Raw genomic sequence first — 20,391 nt, 5'->3', positions numbered from 1 at the left:
TAATATCAGTTATCCTTATTTTTAAATCCAACCATTCTCTTTGTACCAATCCATCGTTTCTTTCACGCCTCGCTCTAAGTCGTACTGCGGCTTATAGCCGAGTTCGTCGATGGTTGGCTGTATGTTGCAACGCCAGTTTCGTTGCTTCAGTATTTGATACTTATCGTTGTTCAGCGGCGAAAGTTTGCCTGTTATGCGTCCTAACATATCGCCGAAGAAAGTAACGATGCGCAAAAAGGCGATGGGTGCCTTTATTCTAATCCACCAAGGCTTGCCCAATTCAGCGTGAATAAGATTGCTGAAAGTGGTGCTTTGATACACTTTTCCATCGGTAAGGAAGTATGCACGCCCCGTTTTCCCTCTATCAAGCGCAAGGAAAACAGCTTGCACAAGGTCTTTTACATACACAAACGTAATGTCTTGACGCTGAAAACCCACCGAGAAATCGGTATGTCCCTTTATCGATTTTGCCATTAGGAAGTAGTCTTTCTCCCTCGGTCCGTACACACCGGTAGGACGAAGAATAACGTAAGGCAGCGTTTTTCCGTTGCAAGAAGCGTTTGCCAATACTTTCTCTGCCTGCAATTTACTATCGCCGTAAGCCGTATTGGGGTGTGGCGTATCGGTTTCAACAATGTCCTCATAGGGCAGTTGCTCGTGAATGGCACCGTAAACGCTAAGACTTGAAACGAAAACAAAACGCTCAAGCGGCATATTCAGCGATAAAAGCGCATTCGCAAAATTCCGTGTTCCTTGTGTGTTGATGCGGAAGAAATCTTCTCTCTTCACGCATTTCGTAGCCCCTGCCGCATGCACGACATAGTCGAAGCAGTGCGGTCGCAACTGTTCGGTAAGCCGTTCTTCCGACGAAAAGTCAAGCTCAATAAAATGAATGCGCTCGTCTTGCAAGTATTTGCGCGACGAAGTGGCACGCATTGCTGCCCACACTTCCATATCTCTGCGCAATGCTTCCTCGACGATGAACGAGCCGATAAAACCCGAAGCCCCTGTTATTAATATTCTTTTTTTCATTAAAATAATGTGAAACGCTTGCAAAGATACGAACTTTTTTGTTACTTTGTAAATATAATTAAAGCGCAATTGACAATGGGAAAGGAAAAAAAGAGTAAAAAACGATTGACTAAAGCAGAACTTGCTGAAAAGATAACCGTTTTTTTCCAAACGCAACCGGACAAGACTTTTGGTTTAAAGCAAATATTCAAAGCCTTAAAACTAACTACGCACCCCCTTAAAATGCTTGCCATTGATGTGATGGAAGAAATGGCATGGGACGACTATCTTGCGAAAGTCGGCGAGAATGCCTACATGCTTAACACCAAAGGACAGGTGCAAGAGGGTGTCTTTCTCAGGAAATCGAACGGCAAAAACTCTTTCCTTCCCGACGATGGCGGCACTCCTGTTTTCATTTCGGAGCGCAACTCCATGTCGGCACTTAATGGCGACAGGGTAAAAGTGCAGTTCTTTGCGCGCCGTCGTAACCATATTAAGGAAGCAATGGTTATCGAAATCTTGCAAAGAAAGAAGGAAACCTTCGTAGGAAGACTGCAAGTAGAACCCGAAATAGCTTTCCTTATAACGCAGGAAAACCTCTTTGTCCACGACATTCTTATCCCAAAGAAAGCATTGAATGGCGGAAAGACCGACGACAGAGCCGTCGTAAGAATTACGAAATGGCCCGATGCAAACCACAAAAACCTTGTGGGCGAAGTGGTGGACATACTCGGACAGGCTGGCAACAACGATGTGGAGATGAACACAATCCTTGCTCAATACGGATTGCCTTATAAGTATCCGAAGGCGGTAGAGGAAGCGGCAGAAAAGATTAGTGCTGAAATAACATCGCAAGACATTGCCGAACGCGAAGACTTTCGCAACATTTGGACTTGCACCATCGACCCTGAAGATGCAAAAGACTTCGACGATGCGCTGTCCATTCGTAAGTTAGAGAGCGGTCTATGGGAGGTTGGCGTTCACATAGCCGATGTTTCTCACTATGTAAAAGAGGGCGATATAATCGACAAGGAAGCACAGAAGCGTGCCACATCTATCTATCTTGTAGACCGCACCATACCGATGTTGCCCGAACGTCTTTGCAATTTCATCTGTTCGCTCCGCCCTAATGAAGAGAAATTAGCATACAGTGCCATCTTCCAATTAGACGATAATGCAGAAGTAAAACACTTCCATTTAGTACACACCATTATAAAAAGCGACCGCCGTTATGCTTACGAAGAAGTGCAACAGCTGTTGGAAAACAACGGTGTTGTAGACGGAACGGGCGAACCGGCACCCACTCCGGGCAAGGAAGGCTATAAGGGCGAATATGCCGAAAAACTTATTACGCTCGACGGTTTAGCAAAGAAACTGCGTGCAAAACGCATCGAAAAAGGTAGCGTGAAGTTCGATTCGGAAGAACTACACTTCGATATTGACGAACACGGAAAGCCCACTCGCTGCTATTTCAAGCGGTCGAAAGACGCCAATAAACTCATCGAAGAGTTTATGTTGCTTGCCAATAAATACGTGGCACAACATGTAGGAAAGGTAGCACGCGGCAAGAAAGCAAAGACATTCCCCTACCGTGTGCACGACAATCCCGACCCGCAGAAGTTCGAAAACCTACGCCAGTTTTCTGCAAAGTTCGGTTACAAGCTGAAATCGTCGGGTACTAAGGGTGCAACAGCGCGTGCGTTGAACGCCTTGATGGACGAAGTGGAGGGCAAGAGCGAACAGAAGGTAATTCAAATCGTTGCCTTACGCTCCATGATGAAAGCAAAATATACCACACACAACATAGGGCACTTCGGACTTGCATTCGACTATTATACCCACTTTACATCGCCCATACGTCGTTATCCCGATACAATGGTGCACCGTTTGCTCACTCGTTACGAGCAAGGGGGGCATTCTGCCAACCAAGACTACATTGAAGAGCTTTGCGAACACAGCTCGGATATGGAACAGGTGGCGCAGAATGCAGAACGCGATTCCATTAAATACAAGATGGTAGAGTTCATGGGCGACCACCTCGGCGAATGCTACGATGCCCACATCAGCGGCATTCAAAGCTATGGTATCTATGCCGAAATAGACGAAAACCACTGCGAAGGCATGATACCGATGCGCGATTTGGACGACGATTACTACGAATTCGACGAGAAAAACTATTGTCTTGTAGGGCGACGCCACCACCATAAGTACCGGTTGGGCGACCCTATACGCATTCAGGTAGCAAAGGCGAACTTGGAACGAAAGCAGCTCGACTTTACTTTGGCTGACGACAAAGAGGACAAGACGCCCTTGAAAGAAGTCCCAAATACCAAATCGGGCAGACAGGCAAAGGCACGGAAAAGACGCAGATAAATACGTAAATGATGATGAAACGACTCGAAATAGCAATCGTTTGTCTGCTCATGGCATTTGCTGCACAGGCGCAAGAGCAGCAATATCTTCGACTGAAAGGCTACTACCGTGTTTATCAGTCTACCGATTTTATGCTTAGCTATTTCATCGACGGTATGGTGGAAATGTATGTACCGCTCGATACAACCGCCAAGAAAGCAATCTTCGTAGACCGCAAGTTTCTTGGCGAACGCCGCCGAAAAGCCAAACAAGCCAACGGAGACGAAACTTTTGTCCGCATAAACATGCCGGCATTAGAGTCGGTACCACTCATCGAGAGTATTAAGAGCGAGGAATATTCCACCCGAAACAACGGCGACATTTACCGTTGGGCTGACAAATGCGGCACGATAACCCGACACAAGTTTCCCGACCAAAAGGTTACAACCAACGGAATAACCATTAAAATGGACAATCTAACGGGGCAACCCAACCACGAAATAGAAATGAACCAACTCAAGATGTATGGCATCGTTGCCCGTATGACGCACTTCGACGAGCAGGAAACTTACGCAGAACACGCAGGAACATACACTTTGAACGATTTGTTCTCCGCACACAAGCACCAAACCTTTATGGCGCGCTACCGTGGCGAAGATGTAGACGAGCAGATAGATGTATGGTCGGACTTTTATATCATCGACCGAACAACAATATCCGAAAAGGAAATGAAGCGCATCAAGAAAGCCAAGAACCACGCATTAACTTTCAATATCCCCCCTTCCGTCCCACAGTTAGACGATAATATCCTACAGGCATGGACACAAATGGTAGAATATTAGTTTATAAAGAAAACGACTTGCAAATGCAGCTTCAAGGGCGTTACCGTGCTTAGATTTTTGCTTTTATGCCACAAGTATAAAAAAATATCGTACCTTTGCATCCTATTATATACAGGGTGGGCACTGAAAAACAGCAGCCACCTACAAAAAGAGAGGTATGAAACAAAAACAATGGATAACTGCTGCAATGACAATAATGGCATTGGTATTGGCGAGTTGCGGCACGATGCAGAAGTATGCAACGGTTGCCGATGCACCGCCCACGCCTGCTGTTGTACCCGAAAAGGTAGAGGCAAGTACCGAATTTATAAGCATTGCAGAAGCCATAGATATGTTTGAAACTCCTGAAAAGGTGGCAGGCATAACGAAAAAGTATGGCTACAAGCTAAAGGAGAACTACGAAATTTATCGTCTGGATAAGTTCACGAAGATGTATTACAAGAATTGCCGTCTTGCCAAAATCCTTACTGCAGACAAATACGAAGACTATCCGAAGCCTTTACGCAAGGGTGTTTCGAGCTACATCGCTTTCAAAGACGGTGCAATTATTATTGGTGTATTCAACCAAGCGGCCTACGACAACCTTGTTGCGCAGGTGAAAACTGCAGGCTTCGTGCTCGATATGCCCGGAAACGAGGATATATACAAGAAGGGCGAGCGCACCATAGGTTGCTACGAAGGTGCGAAAACAGTGAGAATACAATAAATTTTGTAAGTTTCGGCAAATTGCCGTAATTTAGCAATTGAATAAAAACAAACAATATATATGGGAGAAAAGAAATTCAAACGGACCACCGTTACGGCAGCATTGCCATACGCAAATGGTGGTGTACATATAGGACATCTTGCAGGAGTGTACGTTCCTTCAGATATTTATGCACGCTATCTGCGACTGAAAAAAGAAGAAGTTGTATTCATCGGAGGCAGCGACGAGCACGGTGTGCCTATCACTTTGCGTGCCAAGAAAGAGGGCGTTACACCGCAAGACGTGTGCGACCGTTACCACAAAATGATAAAAGACTCGTTCAGGGAGTTTGGTATTTCGTTCGATGTGTATAGCCGTACCACCAGCGAAACCCACCATAAGTTTGCTTCCGACTTCTTCCGTAAGCTCTACGACGACGGAAAACTGATTGAACAAGAAACCGAACAGCTCTACGACGAGGAAGCAAAGCAATTCTTAGCCGACCGCTATGTGGTGGGCGAATGTCCGCATTGCCACAACGAACACGCCTACGGCGACCAATGCGAGAAGTGCGGCAGCGACCTCAGTCCGATGGAACTTATCAATCCACAATCTACTATTTCGGGGTCAAAACCAGTGGTTAAGACTACAAAAAACTGGTATCTGCCACTGAACAACTACCAAGAATGGTTGAAGCAATGGATTTTGAACGAGCACAAAGAGTGGCGTCCGAATGTTTACGGACAGTGCAAGAGCTGGCTCGATATGGATTTGCAGCCTCGTGCGATGACGCGCGACCTGAACTGGGGTATTCCCGTACCTGTCGAAGGAGCCGAAGGCAAAGTGCTTTACGTATGGTTCGATGCCCCCATCGGCTATATTTCAAACACCAAGGAACTTTGCGACAGCAACCCCGAAAAGTTCGGTAGCTGGCAGAAGTGGTGGCAAGACCCGGAAACACGCCTTATCCACTTCATCGGAAAAGACAACATCGTATTCCATTGCCTTATCTTCCCAAGCATGCTGAAGGCACACGGCGACTATATTCTGCCCGACAACGTGCCTTCAAACGAGTTCCTAAACCTTGAGAACGACAAGATTTCGACAAGCCGCAACTGGGCGGTATGGCTGCACGAATACTTGGTGGACTTCCCCAACAAGCAAGACGTGCTGCGCTATGTGCTTACTGCCAATGCACCGGAAACGAAGGACAACAACTTACTTGGAAGGATTTCCAAGAGCGCAACAACAGCGAACTCGTGGCAGTTTATGGCAACTTCGTAAACCGAGCGTTGCAACTGACACATAAATATTGGGACGGCGTTGTTCCGGCGTGCGGCGAACTGCACGACGTAGACCGTCAGGCAATTCAGGAATTTAAAGATGTGAAGGAGAAAGTAGAAAGCTATCTCGACGTATTTAAGTTCCGTGAAGCACAAAAAGAAGCAATGAACTTGGCACGAATAGGCAACCGCTACATTACCGAATGTGAGCCTTGGAAGGTCTGGAAGACCGACCCGAAGCGTGTGGAAACCATCTTGAACATCTCGCTCCAACTGGTTGCCAACCTCAGCATCGCCTTCGAACCGTTCCTTCCTTTCAGCAGTAAGGAACTTCGCAATATGATTAATCTTTCCGAATGCGATTGGACACAGCTCGGTAGCACCGATATTATTCCGGCAGGACACAAGCTGAACGCCCCACACTTGCTGTTCGAAAAGATTGAAGACGAAGCTATCGACGCTCAACTCAAGAAGCTCGAAGACACAAAAAAGGCAAACGAAGCGGCTAACTATGTGGCTGAACCCATCAAGAAAGAAGTTTCTTTCGACGATTTCGAGAAGCTCGACATTCGTGTCGGACACATTCTGCATTGCGAAAAGGTGAAGAAAAGCAAGAAACTTCTGAAGTTTACCATCAATGACGGTACCGGCAAAGAGCGCACAATCCTTAGTGGCATTGCTGCATTCTACGAACCGGAACAGCTCATAGGCAAAGATGTGCTCTTCATAGCCAACTTCCCACCCCGCAACATGATGGGTATCGAAAGTCAAGGCATGATTCTTTCGGCTGTAAACTTCGACGGTTCGCTCAACGTAACCACCACGCTCGGCAAAGTGAAACCCGGCAGCCAAGTGGGCTAAACAGCTCTTTGGCACGCATTTATGGGGCACAGAACGAAGCGTATAAAATGGATTGAGGATAAAAACGGTGTATTGTTATATGTTTCAACGAGTTACACGGATTGACAGTTTATGCGCCCGTAAAACGAAACGTTTACATTGCTTTACTTTTGCTTTACATTTAAGGCGTGTTGAGGCGTAAAACATTGGCAAAAGGTTTACACAAGCTTACAAATGGTTTAAATAGGTGCGTAGTGGGACAAATAGAGGGCGTGTTATCGCTCTTTTTTTGTGCTTTATGAAAAAAATAAATAGTTATTTTATTCCATATAAGCATTATTTAGTATATTTGCATCATAAAAATATAAGTTATGGCAAAAGTTATACACGTACATTTGATACATGGATTAAAGGGAACGAAGCGGAAAGACTGGTATTTCAGCAGTATTTCTGCCGTTTATACAGTATTTACGCCTGAACAGGTTGGTGCTACACGCAATTACTTGCTCCATGCCGGGCTTTCAGGCAACGGCTCTATCATCACGAAACAGGCTGTAATAAAGCAGTCTACGCTTATTTCAGGCGGTTCCGTGGCAACGTATAAAGATTAAGAAAGAAAGGGCTTAGAATGGCATTAAAACGCCGTTTGAGAGGGTGGTAAAATCATACTGGTTTTGCCACTCTTTTTTATGCATTTTTGGACAATTTTAGGTACTGGGGTTAAAGGTGGGGTTAAAAAGTGGGGTTAGTTTTTTCGATAACTGGGGTTAGTAAAGTAGGTTTTGATAGGGTGCGATACAAGGGTGGTAAAATACCACTTTTTCAAAGATAAGTGCGTTTTTAGTATTGATAGCCCCCCCCTAAATGCCACTACTTTTTTAGTTTCACCTTATTAAATAACTATATATCAGGTTGTTTGCTGTTTTTCTGGTGTAAAACAGGGGGGGGGAGTAAGAAGTGAGAGGGACTGAGGGAGTGCTGGGGTTACTTCTCGTTGTTTTATGAATACAGTATATCATTGTATTGCTGTTGCATCTGGTCTATTCGACTTAGAATAATCGGATACGGTTGCAGCTCTTTCATTTCCCTAATATTTGCCAATTCCTGAATGAGGTAGTTTATACGATTAGTCCGCGCAGATGGTCGAACATAAGAGTCGAGAACCTCTTTCCAATACATCTCGAAAGAAGTAAGGACATTGTTCAATAGTTCCTCTTCATTAATATTCAGTTCTCTCCATTTATATAAGGATTCAATATCATTATCTGTAAGTTTGTGATCACAAGTTTCATAAAAGTATTCCATACGGCAAAATCTAATGGCTGTGTTTAATGCGTTTATGTTCGGATGCCTTTTACGCATTTCTCCTTTTGCTGTCTTAAAGGCGGCGTAATTGTCCCTAAATTGATAGAAATTTGTAGTTTCAGCCATCAAAGACTTGTATGTAACCATGAAACGTAACACACTCCAAATGGTATGCTTCCTCTCACGTCTTTTATCTCTCAACTTCATTTGTTCTCGATGAGATTTATAGTCGCTGTCTTTGGATTCATGAAAAGTTTCACCATCAGTTGAGGTAAGAATATGCACCTTTATATTTGCATCATCTTTATGCGTAAGACCTTTCGCTTTGAAATTCTTGTATATGGCATACAAAATCAAGCAACCGATGATAATAAAAATTATAGCCATAAAATAGTTGTATTTAGAAAAATTTACTGATACTACCAACCACCTCAAAAATACTTATGATACGTTTAACCTCAAACTCCTGTTCATCGAAATTAGGATTTATAGGAACGTATCGGAGATGCTTAGGAGACGAACCTCGCCGTAGAATCTTAATAGTACGAATTGTGTCAAGAACTACAGCATACATTTCGCCATATTGAATGTCGTTGATTGTGCATGGTCGTAAAGCTATAATATCACCATGGCTTATTTGTGGTTCCATAGAGTGTCCAGTAACATTACACCATAGATTTGCTCTGTCAAAACCTGGTACAATAATGTTGCGGTCTGGTAATGATACTTGCGAATTGTAGACCTCACTAAAACCACCAAGGAAATCTACATCATAATAAGGCTGTCCCACTTTAGGATCATAACTGACTATTGAAGATACCGCCTCTACAGTGTCCTTGCTCTTAAGCATATTTCCTTTACCTGTGAGTAGCCATTCGATATTTATATTAGAGTATTTCTCTATTATGGTGCTAATTTTATCAATACCTATGCTTTTACTAATGGAATTGACATAACCATTAGAAACTCCAATGCTTTCCTCAAATGCAGAAACAGTTGTTTTCTGTTCTTTACAATATTCCTTTATTCTGTCTTTTACGGTCATAACTCTAATTTTTAACAAAGAAATTCTCTAAAAATATTTTGTAGTTAGAGAAAATCTCTATACCTTTGCAGCGTGTTCCAATGGAACGTGCGGTCAAAAATACGAAAAATAGCCGAGATTAGCAAATATTAAGTCTTAAAAATAAGTGAGATTATGGCACGTAAGATTCAAACAACAATGGACGTGAAACGGACGCTAATGAAAGCGTTCGGAGTAACAGAACGCATGGTTAACAGGGCGTTGAGCTTTGACAGCGACAGCGAGCTTGCCCGTAAAATCCGCCACACGGTCAGAATGAAGGGTGGCTGGATAGAGGCTTCTGTACCTGAGGAGGAAATCTTCTATGATGTTACCGAAAACGGCATGAGGCTGATGCGCCAGTATTTTGGCAATGGTGCTGTTTTGGAAGCCAACATGACAACTGGCACGGGGATCATCTTGTTCAAGGGTTCCAAAAGAAAGGATTACAGCAAGGTTTATCTGAGCGAGATTCCTTCTATGCAGGAATTCGCAAAGGCTTTGTAAGGGAGGCGCAGTATGGAGTATTACGGTAACAAACTTTGCATATCCTACCACGAGCTTGTGGACAGCGGAATTATGACCGAGCCTAATTACAAATATAAGGCTTGGAAAGGTCAGATAGACGTTGTCCGTCGTGGAGGTGGTGCGAACGGCTGTTGTGCTCTGATTGCCATAGACAGTTTGCCGACAAAATACAAGGAGGCTGTTGAGGAAATGTATCCCGGTGGCGACGAGGTTCGCATCAAGACGTGGGTACTTTCCAATTACGAAATGGACCAAGCTGCCGTTGCATTTTTCCATGAACGCAGCAAAACTGGTATCGACCTTGACGAGAAAAAGAAACGCGAGTACATCATCAATGCCTCGGTGCTGAACTGCTGCATCAAGCTCTATGAGCGAGCAAGAGACAGCCAACGCCTCTTCGGTGGTAAATACAACTGGGATATGATGACCAAGACCATTGAAACCCTACGTGAGGAACTGGGGCACACACTCCCTGCCAGTACGCTACGCTTCCGAAAGAAGGTAAACGACTACAAACGCAACGGCTACGGCTGCCTTATTAGCGGCAAATTCGGCAATCAGAGCGCAAGGAAAGTGGATTACAAGACTGAGCGCCTGATACTCGGTATCGTCGTGCTTCCGAACAAACCGTTTAACAGCAGCGTACACGAGATGTACCTGAGCTTTGTCTGCGGTGAACTTGATGTATTTGACCCGAAGACTGGTGAACTGTTCAACCCTGACGATTTCACGGACAAAAACGGAGAGCCGAAATTCCTGAGCGAGAGTACCATAAACAACGTGCTGAACAAACCGAACAACAAGACGCTGATCAACAATGCCCTGATGTCGTACACTACGTTTATGCACGAGCAGATGCCCCACATGCACCGTCATGGCGGCGACTTCTCACTCTCGCAGATAACAATGGACGACGTGGACCTGACGCGCAAGCTGAAGGACACGAAGCAGAGAGTACACGCCTACTATGCCTACGATGTGGTAAGCCAGTGCGTGGTTGGTGCGAGCTATGCGCGTAAGAAAGACGAGATCCTCGTTGTGGACTGCTTCCGGGATATGTTCCGCCTGATAGAAAGGCACGGCTGGGGAATGCCTGCAGGCATAGAGGTGGAGAACCATCTGATGACACAGTACAAGGACGGCTTCCTGCAAGCCGGCGTCGCCTTCCCGTTCGTACGTTTCTGTGCTCCGCAGAACTCTCAGGAGAAATATGCCGAGCCATTGAACGGTGCGAAGAAGCGCAGCATCATCCACAAGAACCACGAGGGCATCGGCCGCTTCTACGGCAAGGGCAAATGGCGTCAGGAGTACAAGAAGATCAGCGACGAGACAAACGAACTGTACGAGGACAAGGAATACTTCAGCTATGAGCAGCTGGTTGCCGACGATAAGGCGGACACCTACGAATGGAACCACGCCTTGCACCCCAACCAGAAGAAGTTCCCCGGAATGACGAGGTGGGACGTTCTCTGTGAACGCATCAATCCTACTCTGCTTCCTTTGGATAAGCTGACGCTGGCCCGCCATATAGGGGAGCACGTCGATACGAGCATCCGAAGGAACTCTACCGTAAGGGTAGCATACGAGGACTGGTGGCTGAGCGATACTAGTGTATTGGAGAAACTTACCCCTAACAATTACAAGGTTACCGCCTATTGGCTGCCCGACGAGGAAGGCAAAGTCACCGAGGTGTTCATTTTTCAAGGCGACAAGTACATCGACAGAGTGGAGAAGGTACAGACCTTCAACAGAGTAATGGCCGAGCAAACAGAAGAGGACAAGGCTGCCTTTGTGAAGCAACAGAAGAAGATAGCCAAGTTTAACAAGTACATCGAGGACAACGCCATCGACAGACTGGGAATACTGAAACCGAGCCAACAGGCACAGCAGGAGGTACAGGAACTAAAAGCCTCCGTTCCTCCGGAATACAAGCCCCAAATGCCATTGCCAAGCGCATCCGACAGAGCAGTCGCAGATATATAGAATAACGTTAAAATGCCATTAGAATATGATTAGTGAGACTCAAAAACAGCGGATATTGGAGGCGATAGCAGCCAACCGCAGGAATTATCCAAGCGATGCGAAACACGCATCGGCACTGGGTATCTCTCCAAGTGTCTATAACGGATTGAAAAAAGGTCAGACGGAGAAAGCACTGAGCGATGCCAACTGGGTGAACATTGCCCGGAGGCTGGATGTGAACCTCCGAGAGACGATTGAGTGGAAAGGTGCACAGACGGAGACTTTCAAATATATCAGCCTGCAGATGGAGGCGTGTCAAGAGCGTAGCCTAAGCGTGATACTCTGCGACCTGCCCAACATTGGTAAGACCTATACAGCGCGCTGGTATGTGAACGAGCACCGCAATGCCGTGTATGTGGACTGCTCACAGGTAAAGACCAAGCGTGCGCTGGTAAAGAAGATAGCACAGGAGTTCGGTGTCGGCATCAGCGGCAAGTATCAGGACACCTACGAGGATCTCGTGTATTATCTACGCTCGATGGAGCGTCCGTTGGTAGTGCTGGACGAAGCTGGGGACTTGCAGTACGAGGCTTTCCTTGAACTGAAGGCATTGTGGAACGCAACGGAAATGTGCTGTGGCTGGTATATGATGGGAGCAGACGGACTGCGTGCCAAAATCAACAGAATGGTGGAACATCAGAAAGTGGGCTATGCGAGATATTCTCACGCTATGGCGGTAAGTACAGCCGTGTAACGCCTGACCAAGAAGATGACCGTAGGGAGTTCCTGTTGGAGCAAGCCCGTGCCGTGGCCAGCGTGAACGCACCGAAAGGCACGGACATTGGTCAGATAGTACGCAAGAGCGGTGGCGGTCTGAGGCGAGTATATACAGAAATAGAAAAACTAAAGAAAGGAGCATGATATGAAACGTGTAAGCATTGTAATGAAGTATACAGGGTATGTTCCCGAGGATACCAATCTTGGAGAATTGAGAGAATACGCAGAAGGTCAGATTAACGATTTCTTCAGATACTATGATGAAAATAATGATGAGGAATGTGATTTTGACCGCAATGATGTGGAGATTACAGACAAGGGACTAACTATTTTACTTGGGTGATATGACGAAAATAGAAATGGAGGCTATGGAAGCCGTTATCGGTATCCGAAAAGAATTGGCAAAGGCTAATGAGATAGACTGGGAACAGCGCAGGTATGAGATAGCTAAAGACCTTTATGTTCAAACTTGCCAACAGACAAAATTAGAGGGTGATAATACTGCAGCAGATGTATTCCGAAGTGTGGCATGGTTATCTCGTGTGGCTGCCGATTACTTAATAGAGGTTCTGAAAAAGTAGGTATGACAAAGCGAGCGTACAGTCCGAAAGAGATTGCAGCCAAGAAATGGGTAACATTGCCTTGGGGTGAGCAGTGGAGTGAGCCGTTCGGCTTCCCTGCCGAAAACGCCTCTTGGTTCATCAGTGGGGCAAGTGCGCAGGGTAAAAGCTCATTCGTAATGCAGCTGGGCAAGGAGCTCTGCAAGTACGGTTCCGTTCTCTATATGAGCTATGAGGAACGTGTAAACCAAAGTTTCCAGCGTCGTATGGGCTATTTGAACATGAACGAGGTACAGGGACGATTTCGGGTTGTAACGGATGATTCGATAGAAGAGCTTTCCGAGCGGCTTGCCAAACCCAAATCCCCGAAATTCATTATCGTGGACTCTTATCAAGTGGCATACGACGATTTCGGATGGACTTATCCTGCTGCTGTTGCCTTGATGCGCCGTTTCAATCGCAAGTGCTTCATCTTCATCAGTCAGGAAGACAAAAGTGAGCCAACAGGCAAACCGGCACGACGGCTCAGGTATATCTGCGATATGAAGGTTCGTGTGATGGGTTACAAAGCCTACTGCTTGGGCAGGTCAATCGGTGAAGCCGGAAACCATTATGTAGTCTGGAAAGAAGGTATATTGAAAACAAGTAACAATCTGTGATATGGACGAGAAAGAAAAATGCTGCATCTGCGGCAAAGAGATAGAGGGGATGGGTAATAATCCCTATCCCGTGAGAACGGAAGGACGGTGCTGCCGATATTGCAACTATACCGTGGTACTGCCCGAAAGAATAAGACTATCAGAACAAGATCGCTATGAGTAAGGAAAGGCGGATGATTGAAATCACTCCGGGACGTATGAGTCCGGGTGGGCGTATGACAGACCGCATTGAGAGCCGTGGGCACAGTTGTCCTTACTGTCAAGGAAACGGCTACCATTGGCAGGAAGATGAGTGGCAGGAACGCTACAAGCAAGAGTGCCCGATATGCAAGGGCAGCGGCAGGCTCGACGCAGTGATAACCGTTGAGTGGAGAGCATCAGACAATGTATAATCTTTAATCAATATGACAATGAGCAATTTTTTAGACGAAATCAAGAAGCGTATTCAAGTGTGGCACGAGCAGCGTGCGGAGCGTATCGAGGCAGACCGTCAGGCGGCACTTGATGCAGAGGCACGGGAAGCTGTGCAGGTAATGGAATTCAACAGCAGGCTGTACATTTGTGTACACGGCACACCACTGTTCGACATCGATATTTTCAAGAACAGCGTGGCCGAGGTCGTAGCCTGTGGCCGCATGGCATACAAGGACTGGAAGGAGGAGAAGCTATGGGAGCGGAACGGAACTACGCGCGTTTCTACTGTCTGCTGAAAAAGCTGCCCGGAGCGGATAAGGAAACGCTTGTAGAGCAATATACCCACGGTCGGACGGTCCATCTGCACGAGACTTCCATACAGGAGTACGATGCGATGTGCAACGATATGGAACGAGTGGCAGGTTTTGACGAGCGCAGAGAGGCAATCCGGAAAGAACTCCGCCAAAAGCGCAGCGTGTGCCTGAAGCTGATGCAGCAGCTCGGTATCGATACCACGGACTGGGCACGAGTGGATAACTTCTGCCTGAATTCCCGTCTTGCCGGCAAGCCTTTCAGGAATATCAGCATAGAGGAACTTGAGGACCTCTCCGTAAAGCTGAGGACAATCAAGCGCAAGGGTGGCCTTAAACCACAGCAAGCACGGGAAGAGCAGAAGAATGCGACCTCATTTGTTTATGTCCCGATGGGTAATATAGCAGAAAGTTAATGAATATGACACCAAGAGAATTTGTAAAGCGTGCGATGGAGCACATCAAGGAACTCACGGAGGGCTTAAGCGAAGCGGAGTATGACAACTGCCTTGAGCAACTCTCCTTTGAGCTTGAAGAGGAACGCCAGCAGTTGAACTGGTCGCCCGACATAGAAGATTAGTTTTATCAACCTATAAAAAAGAAAATACAATGGCAACAAGAAAGAAAAAAGTAATCATTACCGGCGTGAGAAGAGAAGCCGCCGATGAAGCGTTTGCAACCTACGCCAAGAGCGATGCACAGTTGCAGAAAATCAATGCGGACATCGAATTGCAATGTGCCAAGTACCGTGAGAAGTATGCCGATAAGATAGCCACCCTCTCGGAGGAGCGCGACAAGGCGTTCGACACTCTTCAGGCATTCGCCACGGAGAACCAATCCGAGCTGTTCACCAAGAAGAAGAGCCTCGACATGGCGCACGGTGTGATAGGCTTCCGCACGGGCACGCCGAAGCTGAAGACCCTCAAAGGCTTTACATGGGCAAGCGCGCTGCAACTGGTTAAGGAGTTCCTTCCTGACTATGCACGCCAGACTTGGGACATCGCCAAGGATAAGCTGCTTGCAGACCGTGATGCCGAACAGATGGCGGATAGCATGGCCAAATGCGGCATTCAGGTGGTACAGGACGAAGCCTTCTATGTAGAACCCAAGAAGGAGGAAACGGCATGAAGCACCAAGTAACGAAAGCCCCCAAGGTAGCCCTGTGCCGCAAGTGCTGTGGCACGGGGCAATGGCGGCAAAAGAGAGAAGACGGCACGTTCACCGTCGAGCAGTGCTCCCAGTGCGAGGGTTCAGGCAGGGTTACGGTGAGTGCGGTTATGGAATATGACATCAGACCTTATAAACAAAAGGAGCGATAAATATGCAGAAGCGACGCGGAGTAAGTTATCAGAAACGTGTAGAGGAAATAAACAGGATATACGACCTGCATGCCAAGAGCGGAATTTCCAACCGGGAGATATGGCGACGGTACGTATATCCTGTGTATGCCATTACGGAGCGTACCTTTTATAATATACTCAACGCGAGCGCGGAAAGTAGGAACAAGATAGCTGACGATACCCGTCAGCTATTGCTCTTTGATTTCGGTAACGACAATGAAGGATGATTTGCATGAGGTAATTGCCCGAATTTTAAAGGACATCCGGGTCGAGCTTACGGACGAGTTCGACAGGAATTTTGAGCGGCAGGGCTTTTTCTCACAGAAATGGGCAAGGAGAAAAAGTCCATTGCGCCCCGGCGGTTCAATATTGATTGATACGGGTGGTCTGCGGCGCAGCGTGCAGAGCCGGAGTACGGACAGCAGCATTACATTCTACTCCTCCCACCCGGCGGCAGCTATTCATAACGAGGGTGGCGAAATCAAGGTAACGAGGAAGATGAAGTCTTACTTCTGGTACAAGTATTACGAGGCGACAGGCTCGTTCGGCAGGAAGAAGAATGGGGAACGAAGACGGGACAAACGCACGGTGCAGCTGAGTACGGAGGCCGAGTTCTGGAAACTGCTTGCCCTGATGAAAGTCGGCAGCAGTATCAAGATACCCAAGCGGCAGTTCCTCGGCACGGCACCTGAAGTGGAGAAAACGGTAACCGAAATCATAGAGGAAAATCTGACCGAGTATTTTGACCATTTAGACATCAAACAAAAATGAGAAAGGAATTATACAACACCATCAAGGAGAAACTGAATGCGGACGTGCCGGAAGTGGCGCACATCGATCTGTGGAATCACAACGTGGAGTTCATCGAGCAGGAGGAGAGCTGGGAACGCCCTGCCGTGTTTGTGGAGTTCGGATCGATAGCATGGGAGCCCAATGTGGGCAGTGGCTATCGAGGAAAGGGATTAGTACGGCTGCACGTCGTTACGGACTGGACGGAAGGCGGTCAAGGGGCTGCATGGGAACTCATAGGCAAGATTCGTGCGGTTATGGAGTACGTGGAAGGTTTAGGCTTCCACGGTTTGGTACTTTCGGAGACCGAAACGAACCACAACCACGAGGAGATTTTGGAAAGTATCGAGAGTTACTCGGTGAGGTACACTCTTCATCCTTAGCAGAAAGGAGGACAGGCGATGAAGCAGGAACTGACGATAGAGGGCGAGAAGGTGAGCTACTCGATACAAGAGAAGAACGTGGTGAGCGTGCTGGGCAGGGTGTATATCTACAGAAAGCCCACGACAGAAGATGTGCTCCAGATTGTGTGGATGGGGCTGACGAGTCAGAAAGGATGAGTTTTGACGAGTTCAGGAAGATGTACGCCTTGGGTTTGGTTCGTATGAGTAAGAAGCGTGGTCAGTATACGTTGGGGCAGGTGTACTGGCTGGTAATGGGAAGAGTGCGGGAAATCAACCGCAGGCAGAGGTAAAAAAGGATCAAAAGCTTGCGTAAGAGGCAGATTTTTCGTATCTTTATAGTATAAACGGAGCTTGTTTTCGGGATATTTTTTTGAATTTTTCGGTGGAAAAGTTTGGTGGTATTGAAATAATGCGTATCTTTGCGGTGCTAAAGTTTTATATCAGAGGGCGAGAGAGTTCGCCTGATGCGCCGCATCCAGGCATTTTTTATGCCCCTGCGGTACGCCTACATAAGCGGTGCGCTCACCCCGTGATGCAGCTGTAATGGCTGTGTCGAGTCCTCTGATAAGACTTTAGCAGCGGGTAGTGGCGCACCGTTTTTTTTGTGCCCATGCTAAAAAATTATCAGTTATGTCAAACAAAGAAACGAAGGTATTTACCTTCAACGAAAACAATCAAACAATTCGTGTAGATGCCGAAGCGATAACCTATGGTTTGTTGCCAAGGATGTATGCCAAGCATTAGGTATAGGCTGGCGTGGTGACACATTAGCTTATATACCAGAGGATTGGAAAGGGATGCGGAAATTCCGCACCCCCGGTGGCGAACAGCAATTAACCGTGATTTCGGAAGCAGGAATGTATAAGTTGGCGTTTCGCTGCCAAAGTTCTGAGCGTGCAGACAAATTCACGAACTGGGTGGCTGGCGAGGTGCTGCCGAGCATCAGGAAGACCGGGCGTTACGAGTTGAAGCAACCTGCACAGCGGCGGGGTGTGAGGAAGACTCGTGGCGATGGTGTGAACGTGGAGCTGACAAATTTGTTGTGGCTGATTGGCGAGAACCTTGAACAAGGCGACCAGAGCGCGATTGCATTGGAACTTGGTGTGAGCCGTGTTGCGGTAAACCGAACATTGAACGGCTACAACAGGAGCAGCCGAATACTGATGGCACTATATCGTAAGGCTCGTGAGAACCGTGAGCGTAACCTGCTGTATCATCAGCCGGGCGTGATGGCTGAGCGTCTGCTGGGGCACGAGGCGGCTTTGCCGATGGGCAACTCGCTGCCGACGGTGCAGATTGGTGGAAAGAAAGGCGGCAAGATTGGTAACCAAAATGCCAGAAAGCACTGGGGAAAGGAGAGCAGGTGATGGAAGAGTTGCTGAAGCTGAACACGCTGTATATGGAGCAGAACATAGAGCTGTGGGAGAAGATAGGCATGCTTGAGGAGCGAATACGGTGGATGGAGAAACGCTCCGGCTATGGCGAAAGCAATGCGCCTTGCAAGGTGGTGCACCTGCAGCCTAAGGTTTGAAAAAGTGAATGACAAAGTAGAGAAGCCCGCTTAATGGAAGTGCCGTTAAGTGGGGCTTTTTGCATTATTTAGTGCGCAAATACCTAATAATTCGGGGAAAATGGTTATATTTGCAGCGTGTTCTATATAGAACGTAATTCATCAAAGATTATGACCAACGAAGTGAGAACCAAGAGAGGAATTGTTACGGACAGCAAGTCAGTATCATTCAGTTATCGTTCGCCCATTGGCGTACGGAAAGTTGTTATGTCCCATGCCACCATCGCCCAACGTGCCAGCGAGTCATACGCACGCATTGTAAACGGCAAGAAGTGATGAATGAGAAGCAGTACAATTTCATCTACAGCAAACTTATTACGGGCAAGGATGACGTGGTGGGTATGCTGGCTTACAGCATCTATAAGCAGCACAAGATAGAGTTTATTGAGGACTTCAAGGTAAAGAAAGGGAAAGCCCCTGAGGACAGCGACCTTGAATATTTCATTATGTCCTCTATCGCACCGAGCCAGCTTGCGAAATACAGGGAGAGTGCCTGTGCGATATTGTCTGAGAATGTTGCGGCTGCCGTTCAAGATGAGTTGTCAAGGATAGACATAGACTTTCAGAAATCCATTGACAGCGTAGTGAAGCGACATGCGGATTCTGTCGAGACTGCCGTGGAGAAGCACTCCTCGTCCAACTGGAAGACGATTTGGCTGAACATGGCAAGTTCTTTTTTGTTCTCTGTCATCCTTGTTATCGTCTTTATATTGGGCTACACCACTGAAAGCAATTTGAGAAACAAGACGAAAGCCGTGTTGGAAACGATACACGAGAGCCAAACAGAACAGGGGGATTCAATCCCAACACGATAAAAAGAAAAACAGCCAGTCTACAATCTCGGTTGAGATTGTGGACTTTTTTTATTGATGGAAGTTGAAATAGTTGTTTTTAACTGTTTTGGTGTTATTTTCTTCGTTATATTTTGCTCTTTTGAAATTATTGTCTATAATTACCTGATAATTCGGGGAAAATGACTATATTTGCAGCGTGTTCTATAAAGAAATGTGGAGATATGGAAAATTTACCCAATATAGCAGACTTATCGTTTGAGGACTTCAAGAACCAGAATGGCATTACCTATTGGTGGGCATCTGAATTTATGCTTATGCTTGGCTATGCCGACATGGGTTCGTTCAAGAAAGTGATAGACCGTGCGACAAAGGCTTTCATTTCTTTGAATATTGACCACTATGAAAATATCATCCGAGTAGAGCGTGATATAGATGGAAAGTGTATTCCAGACTATAAACTCACACGTTTTGCCTGTTATCTGATAGCGATGAACGGTGACCCCAAGAAACCAGAGGTTGCCATGGTTCAGGCTTATTTTGCCACTCAGACGCGCCAGTTTGAACTCTATATAGAAAAGCAGTCTGACGTTGAACGTCTTCTATTTCGCGACGAGATTAAGGAGGGTAACAAGTCTTTGAATTCCGCAGCCCACCAAGCAGGAGTAGAAGACTACGCCAAGTTTACGAATGCCGGTTATCGTGGTATGTATAATATGCTAAACGTGCAACTTGCGCGCAGACGTGGCGTTGACAAAAACAAGCTCTTTGAGACGATGGGCAGAACAGAACTGGCAGCTAATCTCTTCCGCATCACTCAGACGGAAGAGAGGATAAAATCACAGTCAATACATGGGCAAGAAGCTTAGAGGGAACTCATTTTGAGGTTGGGCGTGAAGTTCGTG

The 20,391-nt window shown here is 46.6% G+C and carries 27 protein-coding genes and 2 pseudogenes; 26 read left to right on the top strand and 3 right to left on the bottom strand.

All coding sequences use genetic code 11. The annotated features are described in order from the left end of the window. Positions 1–21: 21 nt before the first annotated feature. A complete protein-coding gene (locus JCM15124_RS00950) occupies positions 22–1,032 on the bottom strand; it encodes an NAD-dependent epimerase/dehydratase family protein (protein WP_024997923.1) in 1,011 nt (336 codons plus the stop codon). Positions 1,033–1,107: 75 nt separating this feature from the next. Between JCM15124_RS00950 and rnr the strand changes: the two genes are divergently transcribed. The 5 genes and pseudogenes from rnr (at position 1,108) to JCM15124_RS00925 (ending at position 7,624) form a co-directional block, all read left to right on the top strand. Next, positions 1,108–3,384: a ribonuclease R gene (rnr, locus tag JCM15124_RS00945; protein WP_024997922.1), complete on the top strand. Its 2,277-nt coding sequence runs from the start codon at positions 1,108–1,110 to the stop codon at positions 3,382–3,384. An 8-nt stretch (positions 3,385–3,392) separates the two neighbouring features. Beyond that, positions 3,393–4,205 (top strand): hypothetical protein, encoded by an 813-nt coding sequence (locus JCM15124_RS00940; RefSeq protein ID WP_024997921.1) that lies wholly within the window; start codon positions 3,393–3,395, stop codon positions 4,203–4,205. A gap of 157 nt (positions 4,206–4,362) precedes the next feature. Continuing rightward, positions 4,363–4,911, top strand: coding sequence for a hypothetical protein (locus JCM15124_RS00935; protein ID WP_024997920.1), 549 nt, complete (start codon positions 4,363–4,365; stop codon positions 4,909–4,911). A 60-nt stretch (positions 4,912–4,971) separates the two neighbouring features. After that, a pseudogene (gene metG, locus JCM15124_RS12745) lies at positions 4,972–7,034 on the top strand (methionine--tRNA ligase). Between the two features lie 350 nt (positions 7,035–7,384). Beyond that, positions 7,385–7,624 carry a hypothetical protein gene (locus tag JCM15124_RS00925; protein ID WP_024997919.1) on the top strand — a complete coding sequence of 80 codons (240 nt, stop codon included), beginning with the start codon at positions 7,385–7,387 and terminating at the stop codon, positions 7,622–7,624. 388 nt (positions 7,625–8,012) lie between these two features. Here JCM15124_RS00925 and JCM15124_RS00920 read toward each other — a convergent pair whose 3' ends face one another. Both JCM15124_RS00920 and JCM15124_RS00915 read right to left on the bottom strand, forming a co-directional pair. Next, a complete protein-coding gene (locus JCM15124_RS00920) occupies positions 8,013–8,705 on the bottom strand; it encodes a hypothetical protein (RefSeq protein WP_024997918.1) in 693 nt (230 codons plus the stop codon). A gap of 13 nt (positions 8,706–8,718) precedes the next feature. Then, positions 8,719–9,363: a S24 family peptidase gene (locus JCM15124_RS00915; protein WP_024997917.1), complete on the bottom strand. Its 645-nt coding sequence runs from the start codon at positions 9,361–9,363 to the stop codon at positions 8,719–8,721. A gap of 153 nt (positions 9,364–9,516) precedes the next feature. On the opposite strand from JCM15124_RS00915, the gene JCM15124_RS00910 reads away from it, so the two are divergent. The 21 genes and pseudogenes from JCM15124_RS00910 to JCM15124_RS12730 all read left to right on the top strand — a co-directional run bounded on the left by JCM15124_RS00910 (position 9,517) and on the right by JCM15124_RS12730 (position 20,355). Beyond that, on the top strand, positions 9,517–9,888 hold the full coding sequence (locus JCM15124_RS00910) for a hypothetical protein (RefSeq protein ID WP_024997916.1): 372 nt from the start codon (positions 9,517–9,519) through the stop codon (positions 9,886–9,888). Between the two features lie 12 nt (positions 9,889–9,900). After that, positions 9,901–11,892, top strand: a complete 1,992-nt coding sequence (locus JCM15124_RS00905; RefSeq protein WP_024997915.1) for a hypothetical protein — start codon at positions 9,901–9,903, stop codon at positions 11,890–11,892. 25 nt (positions 11,893–11,917) lie between these two features. After that, positions 11,918–12,792, top strand: a pseudogene (locus JCM15124_RS12740) (AAA family ATPase). Position 12,793: 1 nt separating this feature from the next. Next, on the top strand, positions 12,794–12,991 hold the full coding sequence (locus tag JCM15124_RS00895) for a hypothetical protein (protein ID WP_024997914.1): 198 nt from the start codon (positions 12,794–12,796) through the stop codon (positions 12,989–12,991). 1 nt (position 12,992) lies between these two features. After that, positions 12,993–13,229 (top strand): hypothetical protein, encoded by a 237-nt coding sequence (locus JCM15124_RS00890; protein ID WP_024997913.1) that lies wholly within the window; start codon positions 12,993–12,995, stop codon positions 13,227–13,229. 2 nt (positions 13,230–13,231) lie between these two features. Then, positions 13,232–13,867, top strand: coding sequence for a P-loop NTPase family protein (locus JCM15124_RS00885; protein ID WP_024997912.1), 636 nt, complete (start codon positions 13,232–13,234; stop codon positions 13,865–13,867). Between the two features lie 155 nt (positions 13,868–14,022). Continuing rightward, entirely contained in the window at positions 14,023–14,259 is a 237-nt protein-coding gene (locus JCM15124_RS00880) for a hypothetical protein (protein ID WP_024997911.1), read from the top strand. 18 nt (positions 14,260–14,277) lie between these two features. Then, on the top strand, positions 14,278–14,577 hold the full coding sequence (locus JCM15124_RS00875) for a hypothetical protein (RefSeq protein ID WP_024997910.1): 300 nt from the start codon (positions 14,278–14,280) through the stop codon (positions 14,575–14,577). Further along, complete coding sequence (locus JCM15124_RS00870) at positions 14,535–15,008, top strand: hypothetical protein (protein WP_024997909.1); 474 nt, start codon at positions 14,535–14,537, stop codon at positions 15,006–15,008. The genes JCM15124_RS00875 and JCM15124_RS00870 overlap by 43 nt, the downstream gene beginning before the upstream one ends. Positions 15,009–15,013: 5 nt before the next feature. Then, positions 15,014–15,172: a hypothetical protein gene (locus JCM15124_RS15655; RefSeq protein WP_156930588.1), complete on the top strand. Its 159-nt coding sequence runs from the start codon at positions 15,014–15,016 to the stop codon at positions 15,170–15,172. A gap of 29 nt (positions 15,173–15,201) precedes the next feature. Next, complete coding sequence (locus tag JCM15124_RS00860) at positions 15,202–15,720, top strand: host-nuclease inhibitor Gam family protein (RefSeq protein ID WP_024997908.1); 519 nt, start codon at positions 15,202–15,204, stop codon at positions 15,718–15,720. Beyond that, a complete protein-coding gene (locus tag JCM15124_RS00855) occupies positions 15,717–15,911 on the top strand; it encodes a hypothetical protein (protein WP_024997907.1) in 195 nt (64 codons plus the stop codon). The genes JCM15124_RS00860 and JCM15124_RS00855 overlap by 4 nt, the downstream gene beginning before the upstream one ends. A gap of 2 nt (positions 15,912–15,913) precedes the next feature. Next, positions 15,914–16,159, top strand: a complete 246-nt coding sequence (locus tag JCM15124_RS00850) for a hypothetical protein (protein WP_024997906.1) — start codon at positions 15,914–15,916, stop codon at positions 16,157–16,159. Further along, a complete protein-coding gene (locus tag JCM15124_RS00845; protein ID WP_024997905.1) occupies positions 16,149–16,703 on the top strand; it encodes a phage virion morphogenesis family protein in 555 nt (184 codons plus the stop codon). The genes JCM15124_RS00850 and JCM15124_RS00845 overlap by 11 nt, the downstream gene beginning before the upstream one ends. Then, complete coding sequence (locus JCM15124_RS00840) at positions 16,700–17,104, top strand: hypothetical protein (protein ID WP_024997904.1); 405 nt, start codon at positions 16,700–16,702, stop codon at positions 17,102–17,104. Before JCM15124_RS00845 ends, JCM15124_RS00840 begins: the two co-directional genes overlap by 4 nt. Before the next feature lie 51 nt (positions 17,105–17,155). After that, positions 17,156–17,281: a hypothetical protein gene (locus JCM15124_RS16890; RefSeq protein WP_262499256.1), complete on the top strand. Its 126-nt coding sequence runs from the start codon at positions 17,156–17,158 to the stop codon at positions 17,279–17,281. Between the two features lie 590 nt (positions 17,282–17,871). Then, on the top strand, positions 17,872–18,492 hold the full coding sequence (locus JCM15124_RS14505; protein ID WP_232220043.1) for a BRO-N domain-containing protein: 621 nt from the start codon (positions 17,872–17,874) through the stop codon (positions 18,490–18,492). Continuing rightward, complete coding sequence (locus JCM15124_RS15650; protein WP_156930587.1) at positions 18,489–18,656, top strand: hypothetical protein; 168 nt, start codon at positions 18,489–18,491, stop codon at positions 18,654–18,656. Before JCM15124_RS14505 ends, JCM15124_RS15650 begins: the two co-directional genes overlap by 4 nt. 162 nt (positions 18,657–18,818) lie before the next feature. Continuing rightward, complete coding sequence (locus JCM15124_RS00815) at positions 18,819–18,971, top strand: hypothetical protein (RefSeq protein ID WP_198019103.1); 153 nt, start codon at positions 18,819–18,821, stop codon at positions 18,969–18,971. Then, a complete protein-coding gene (locus JCM15124_RS00810) occupies positions 18,968–19,510 on the top strand; it encodes a hypothetical protein (protein WP_156930585.1) in 543 nt (180 codons plus the stop codon). The genes JCM15124_RS00815 and JCM15124_RS00810 overlap by 4 nt, the downstream gene beginning before the upstream one ends. 200 nt (positions 19,511–19,710) lie before the next feature. After that, positions 19,711–20,355: a BRO family protein gene (locus JCM15124_RS12730; RefSeq protein ID WP_232220040.1), complete on the top strand. Its 645-nt coding sequence runs from the start codon at positions 19,711–19,713 to the stop codon at positions 20,353–20,355. Positions 20,356–20,391 lie beyond the last annotated feature (36 nt).

This window comes from Prevotella falsenii DSM 22864 = JCM 15124, from assembly GCF_000613945.1.
Lineage (GTDB): Bacteria > Bacteroidota > Bacteroidia > Bacteroidales > Bacteroidaceae > Prevotella > Prevotella falsenii.
Note: the sequence above shows the minus strand (reverse complement) of the source record. Positions and strands in the feature narration are given on the sequence as shown.

Bases quoted from the DNA above. Each gene is read 5' to 3' on its own strand.
- JCM15124_RS00950 (WP_024997923.1), bottom strand. From the start codon at position 1,032: ATGAAAAAAAGAATATTAATAACAGGGGCTTCGGGTTTTATCGGCTCG.
- rnr (WP_024997922.1), top strand. From the start codon at position 1,108: ATGGGAAAGGAAAAAAAGAGTAAAAAACGATTGACTAAAGCAGAACTT.
- JCM15124_RS00940 (WP_024997921.1), top strand. From the start codon at position 3,393: ATGATGATGAAACGACTCGAAATAGCAATCGTTTGTCTGCTCATGGCA.
- JCM15124_RS00935 (WP_024997920.1), top strand. From the start codon at position 4,363: ATGAAACAAAAACAATGGATAACTGCTGCAATGACAATAATGGCATTG.
- JCM15124_RS00925 (WP_024997919.1), top strand. From the start codon at position 7,385: ATGGCAAAAGTTATACACGTACATTTGATACATGGATTAAAGGGAACG.
- JCM15124_RS00920 (WP_024997918.1), bottom strand. From the start codon at position 8,705: ATGGCTATAATTTTTATTATCATCGGTTGCTTGATTTTGTATGCCATA.
- JCM15124_RS00915 (WP_024997917.1), bottom strand. From the start codon at position 9,363: ATGACCGTAAAAGACAGAATAAAGGAATATTGTAAAGAACAGAAAACA.
- JCM15124_RS00910 (WP_024997916.1), top strand. From the start codon at position 9,517: ATGGCACGTAAGATTCAAACAACAATGGACGTGAAACGGACGCTAATG.
- JCM15124_RS00905 (WP_024997915.1), top strand. From the start codon at position 9,901: ATGGAGTATTACGGTAACAAACTTTGCATATCCTACCACGAGCTTGTG.
- JCM15124_RS00895 (WP_024997914.1), top strand. From the start codon at position 12,794: ATGAAACGTGTAAGCATTGTAATGAAGTATACAGGGTATGTTCCCGAG.
- JCM15124_RS00890 (WP_024997913.1), top strand. From the start codon at position 12,993: ATGACGAAAATAGAAATGGAGGCTATGGAAGCCGTTATCGGTATCCGA.
- JCM15124_RS00885 (WP_024997912.1), top strand. From the start codon at position 13,232: ATGACAAAGCGAGCGTACAGTCCGAAAGAGATTGCAGCCAAGAAATGG.
- JCM15124_RS00880 (WP_024997911.1), top strand. From the start codon at position 14,023: ATGAGTAAGGAAAGGCGGATGATTGAAATCACTCCGGGACGTATGAGT.
- JCM15124_RS00875 (WP_024997910.1), top strand. From the start codon at position 14,278: ATGAGCAATTTTTTAGACGAAATCAAGAAGCGTATTCAAGTGTGGCAC.
- JCM15124_RS00870 (WP_024997909.1), top strand. From the start codon at position 14,535: ATGGGAGCGGAACGGAACTACGCGCGTTTCTACTGTCTGCTGAAAAAG.
- JCM15124_RS15655 (WP_156930588.1), top strand. From the start codon at position 15,014: ATGACACCAAGAGAATTTGTAAAGCGTGCGATGGAGCACATCAAGGAA.
- JCM15124_RS00860 (WP_024997908.1), top strand. From the start codon at position 15,202: ATGGCAACAAGAAAGAAAAAAGTAATCATTACCGGCGTGAGAAGAGAA.
- JCM15124_RS00855 (WP_024997907.1), top strand. From the start codon at position 15,717: ATGAAGCACCAAGTAACGAAAGCCCCCAAGGTAGCCCTGTGCCGCAAG.
- JCM15124_RS00850 (WP_024997906.1), top strand. From the start codon at position 15,914: ATGCAGAAGCGACGCGGAGTAAGTTATCAGAAACGTGTAGAGGAAATA.
- JCM15124_RS00845 (WP_024997905.1), top strand. From the start codon at position 16,149: ATGAAGGATGATTTGCATGAGGTAATTGCCCGAATTTTAAAGGACATC.
- JCM15124_RS00840 (WP_024997904.1), top strand. From the start codon at position 16,700: ATGAGAAAGGAATTATACAACACCATCAAGGAGAAACTGAATGCGGAC.
- JCM15124_RS12730 (WP_232220040.1), top strand. From the start codon at position 19,711: ATGGAAAATTTACCCAATATAGCAGACTTATCGTTTGAGGACTTCAAG.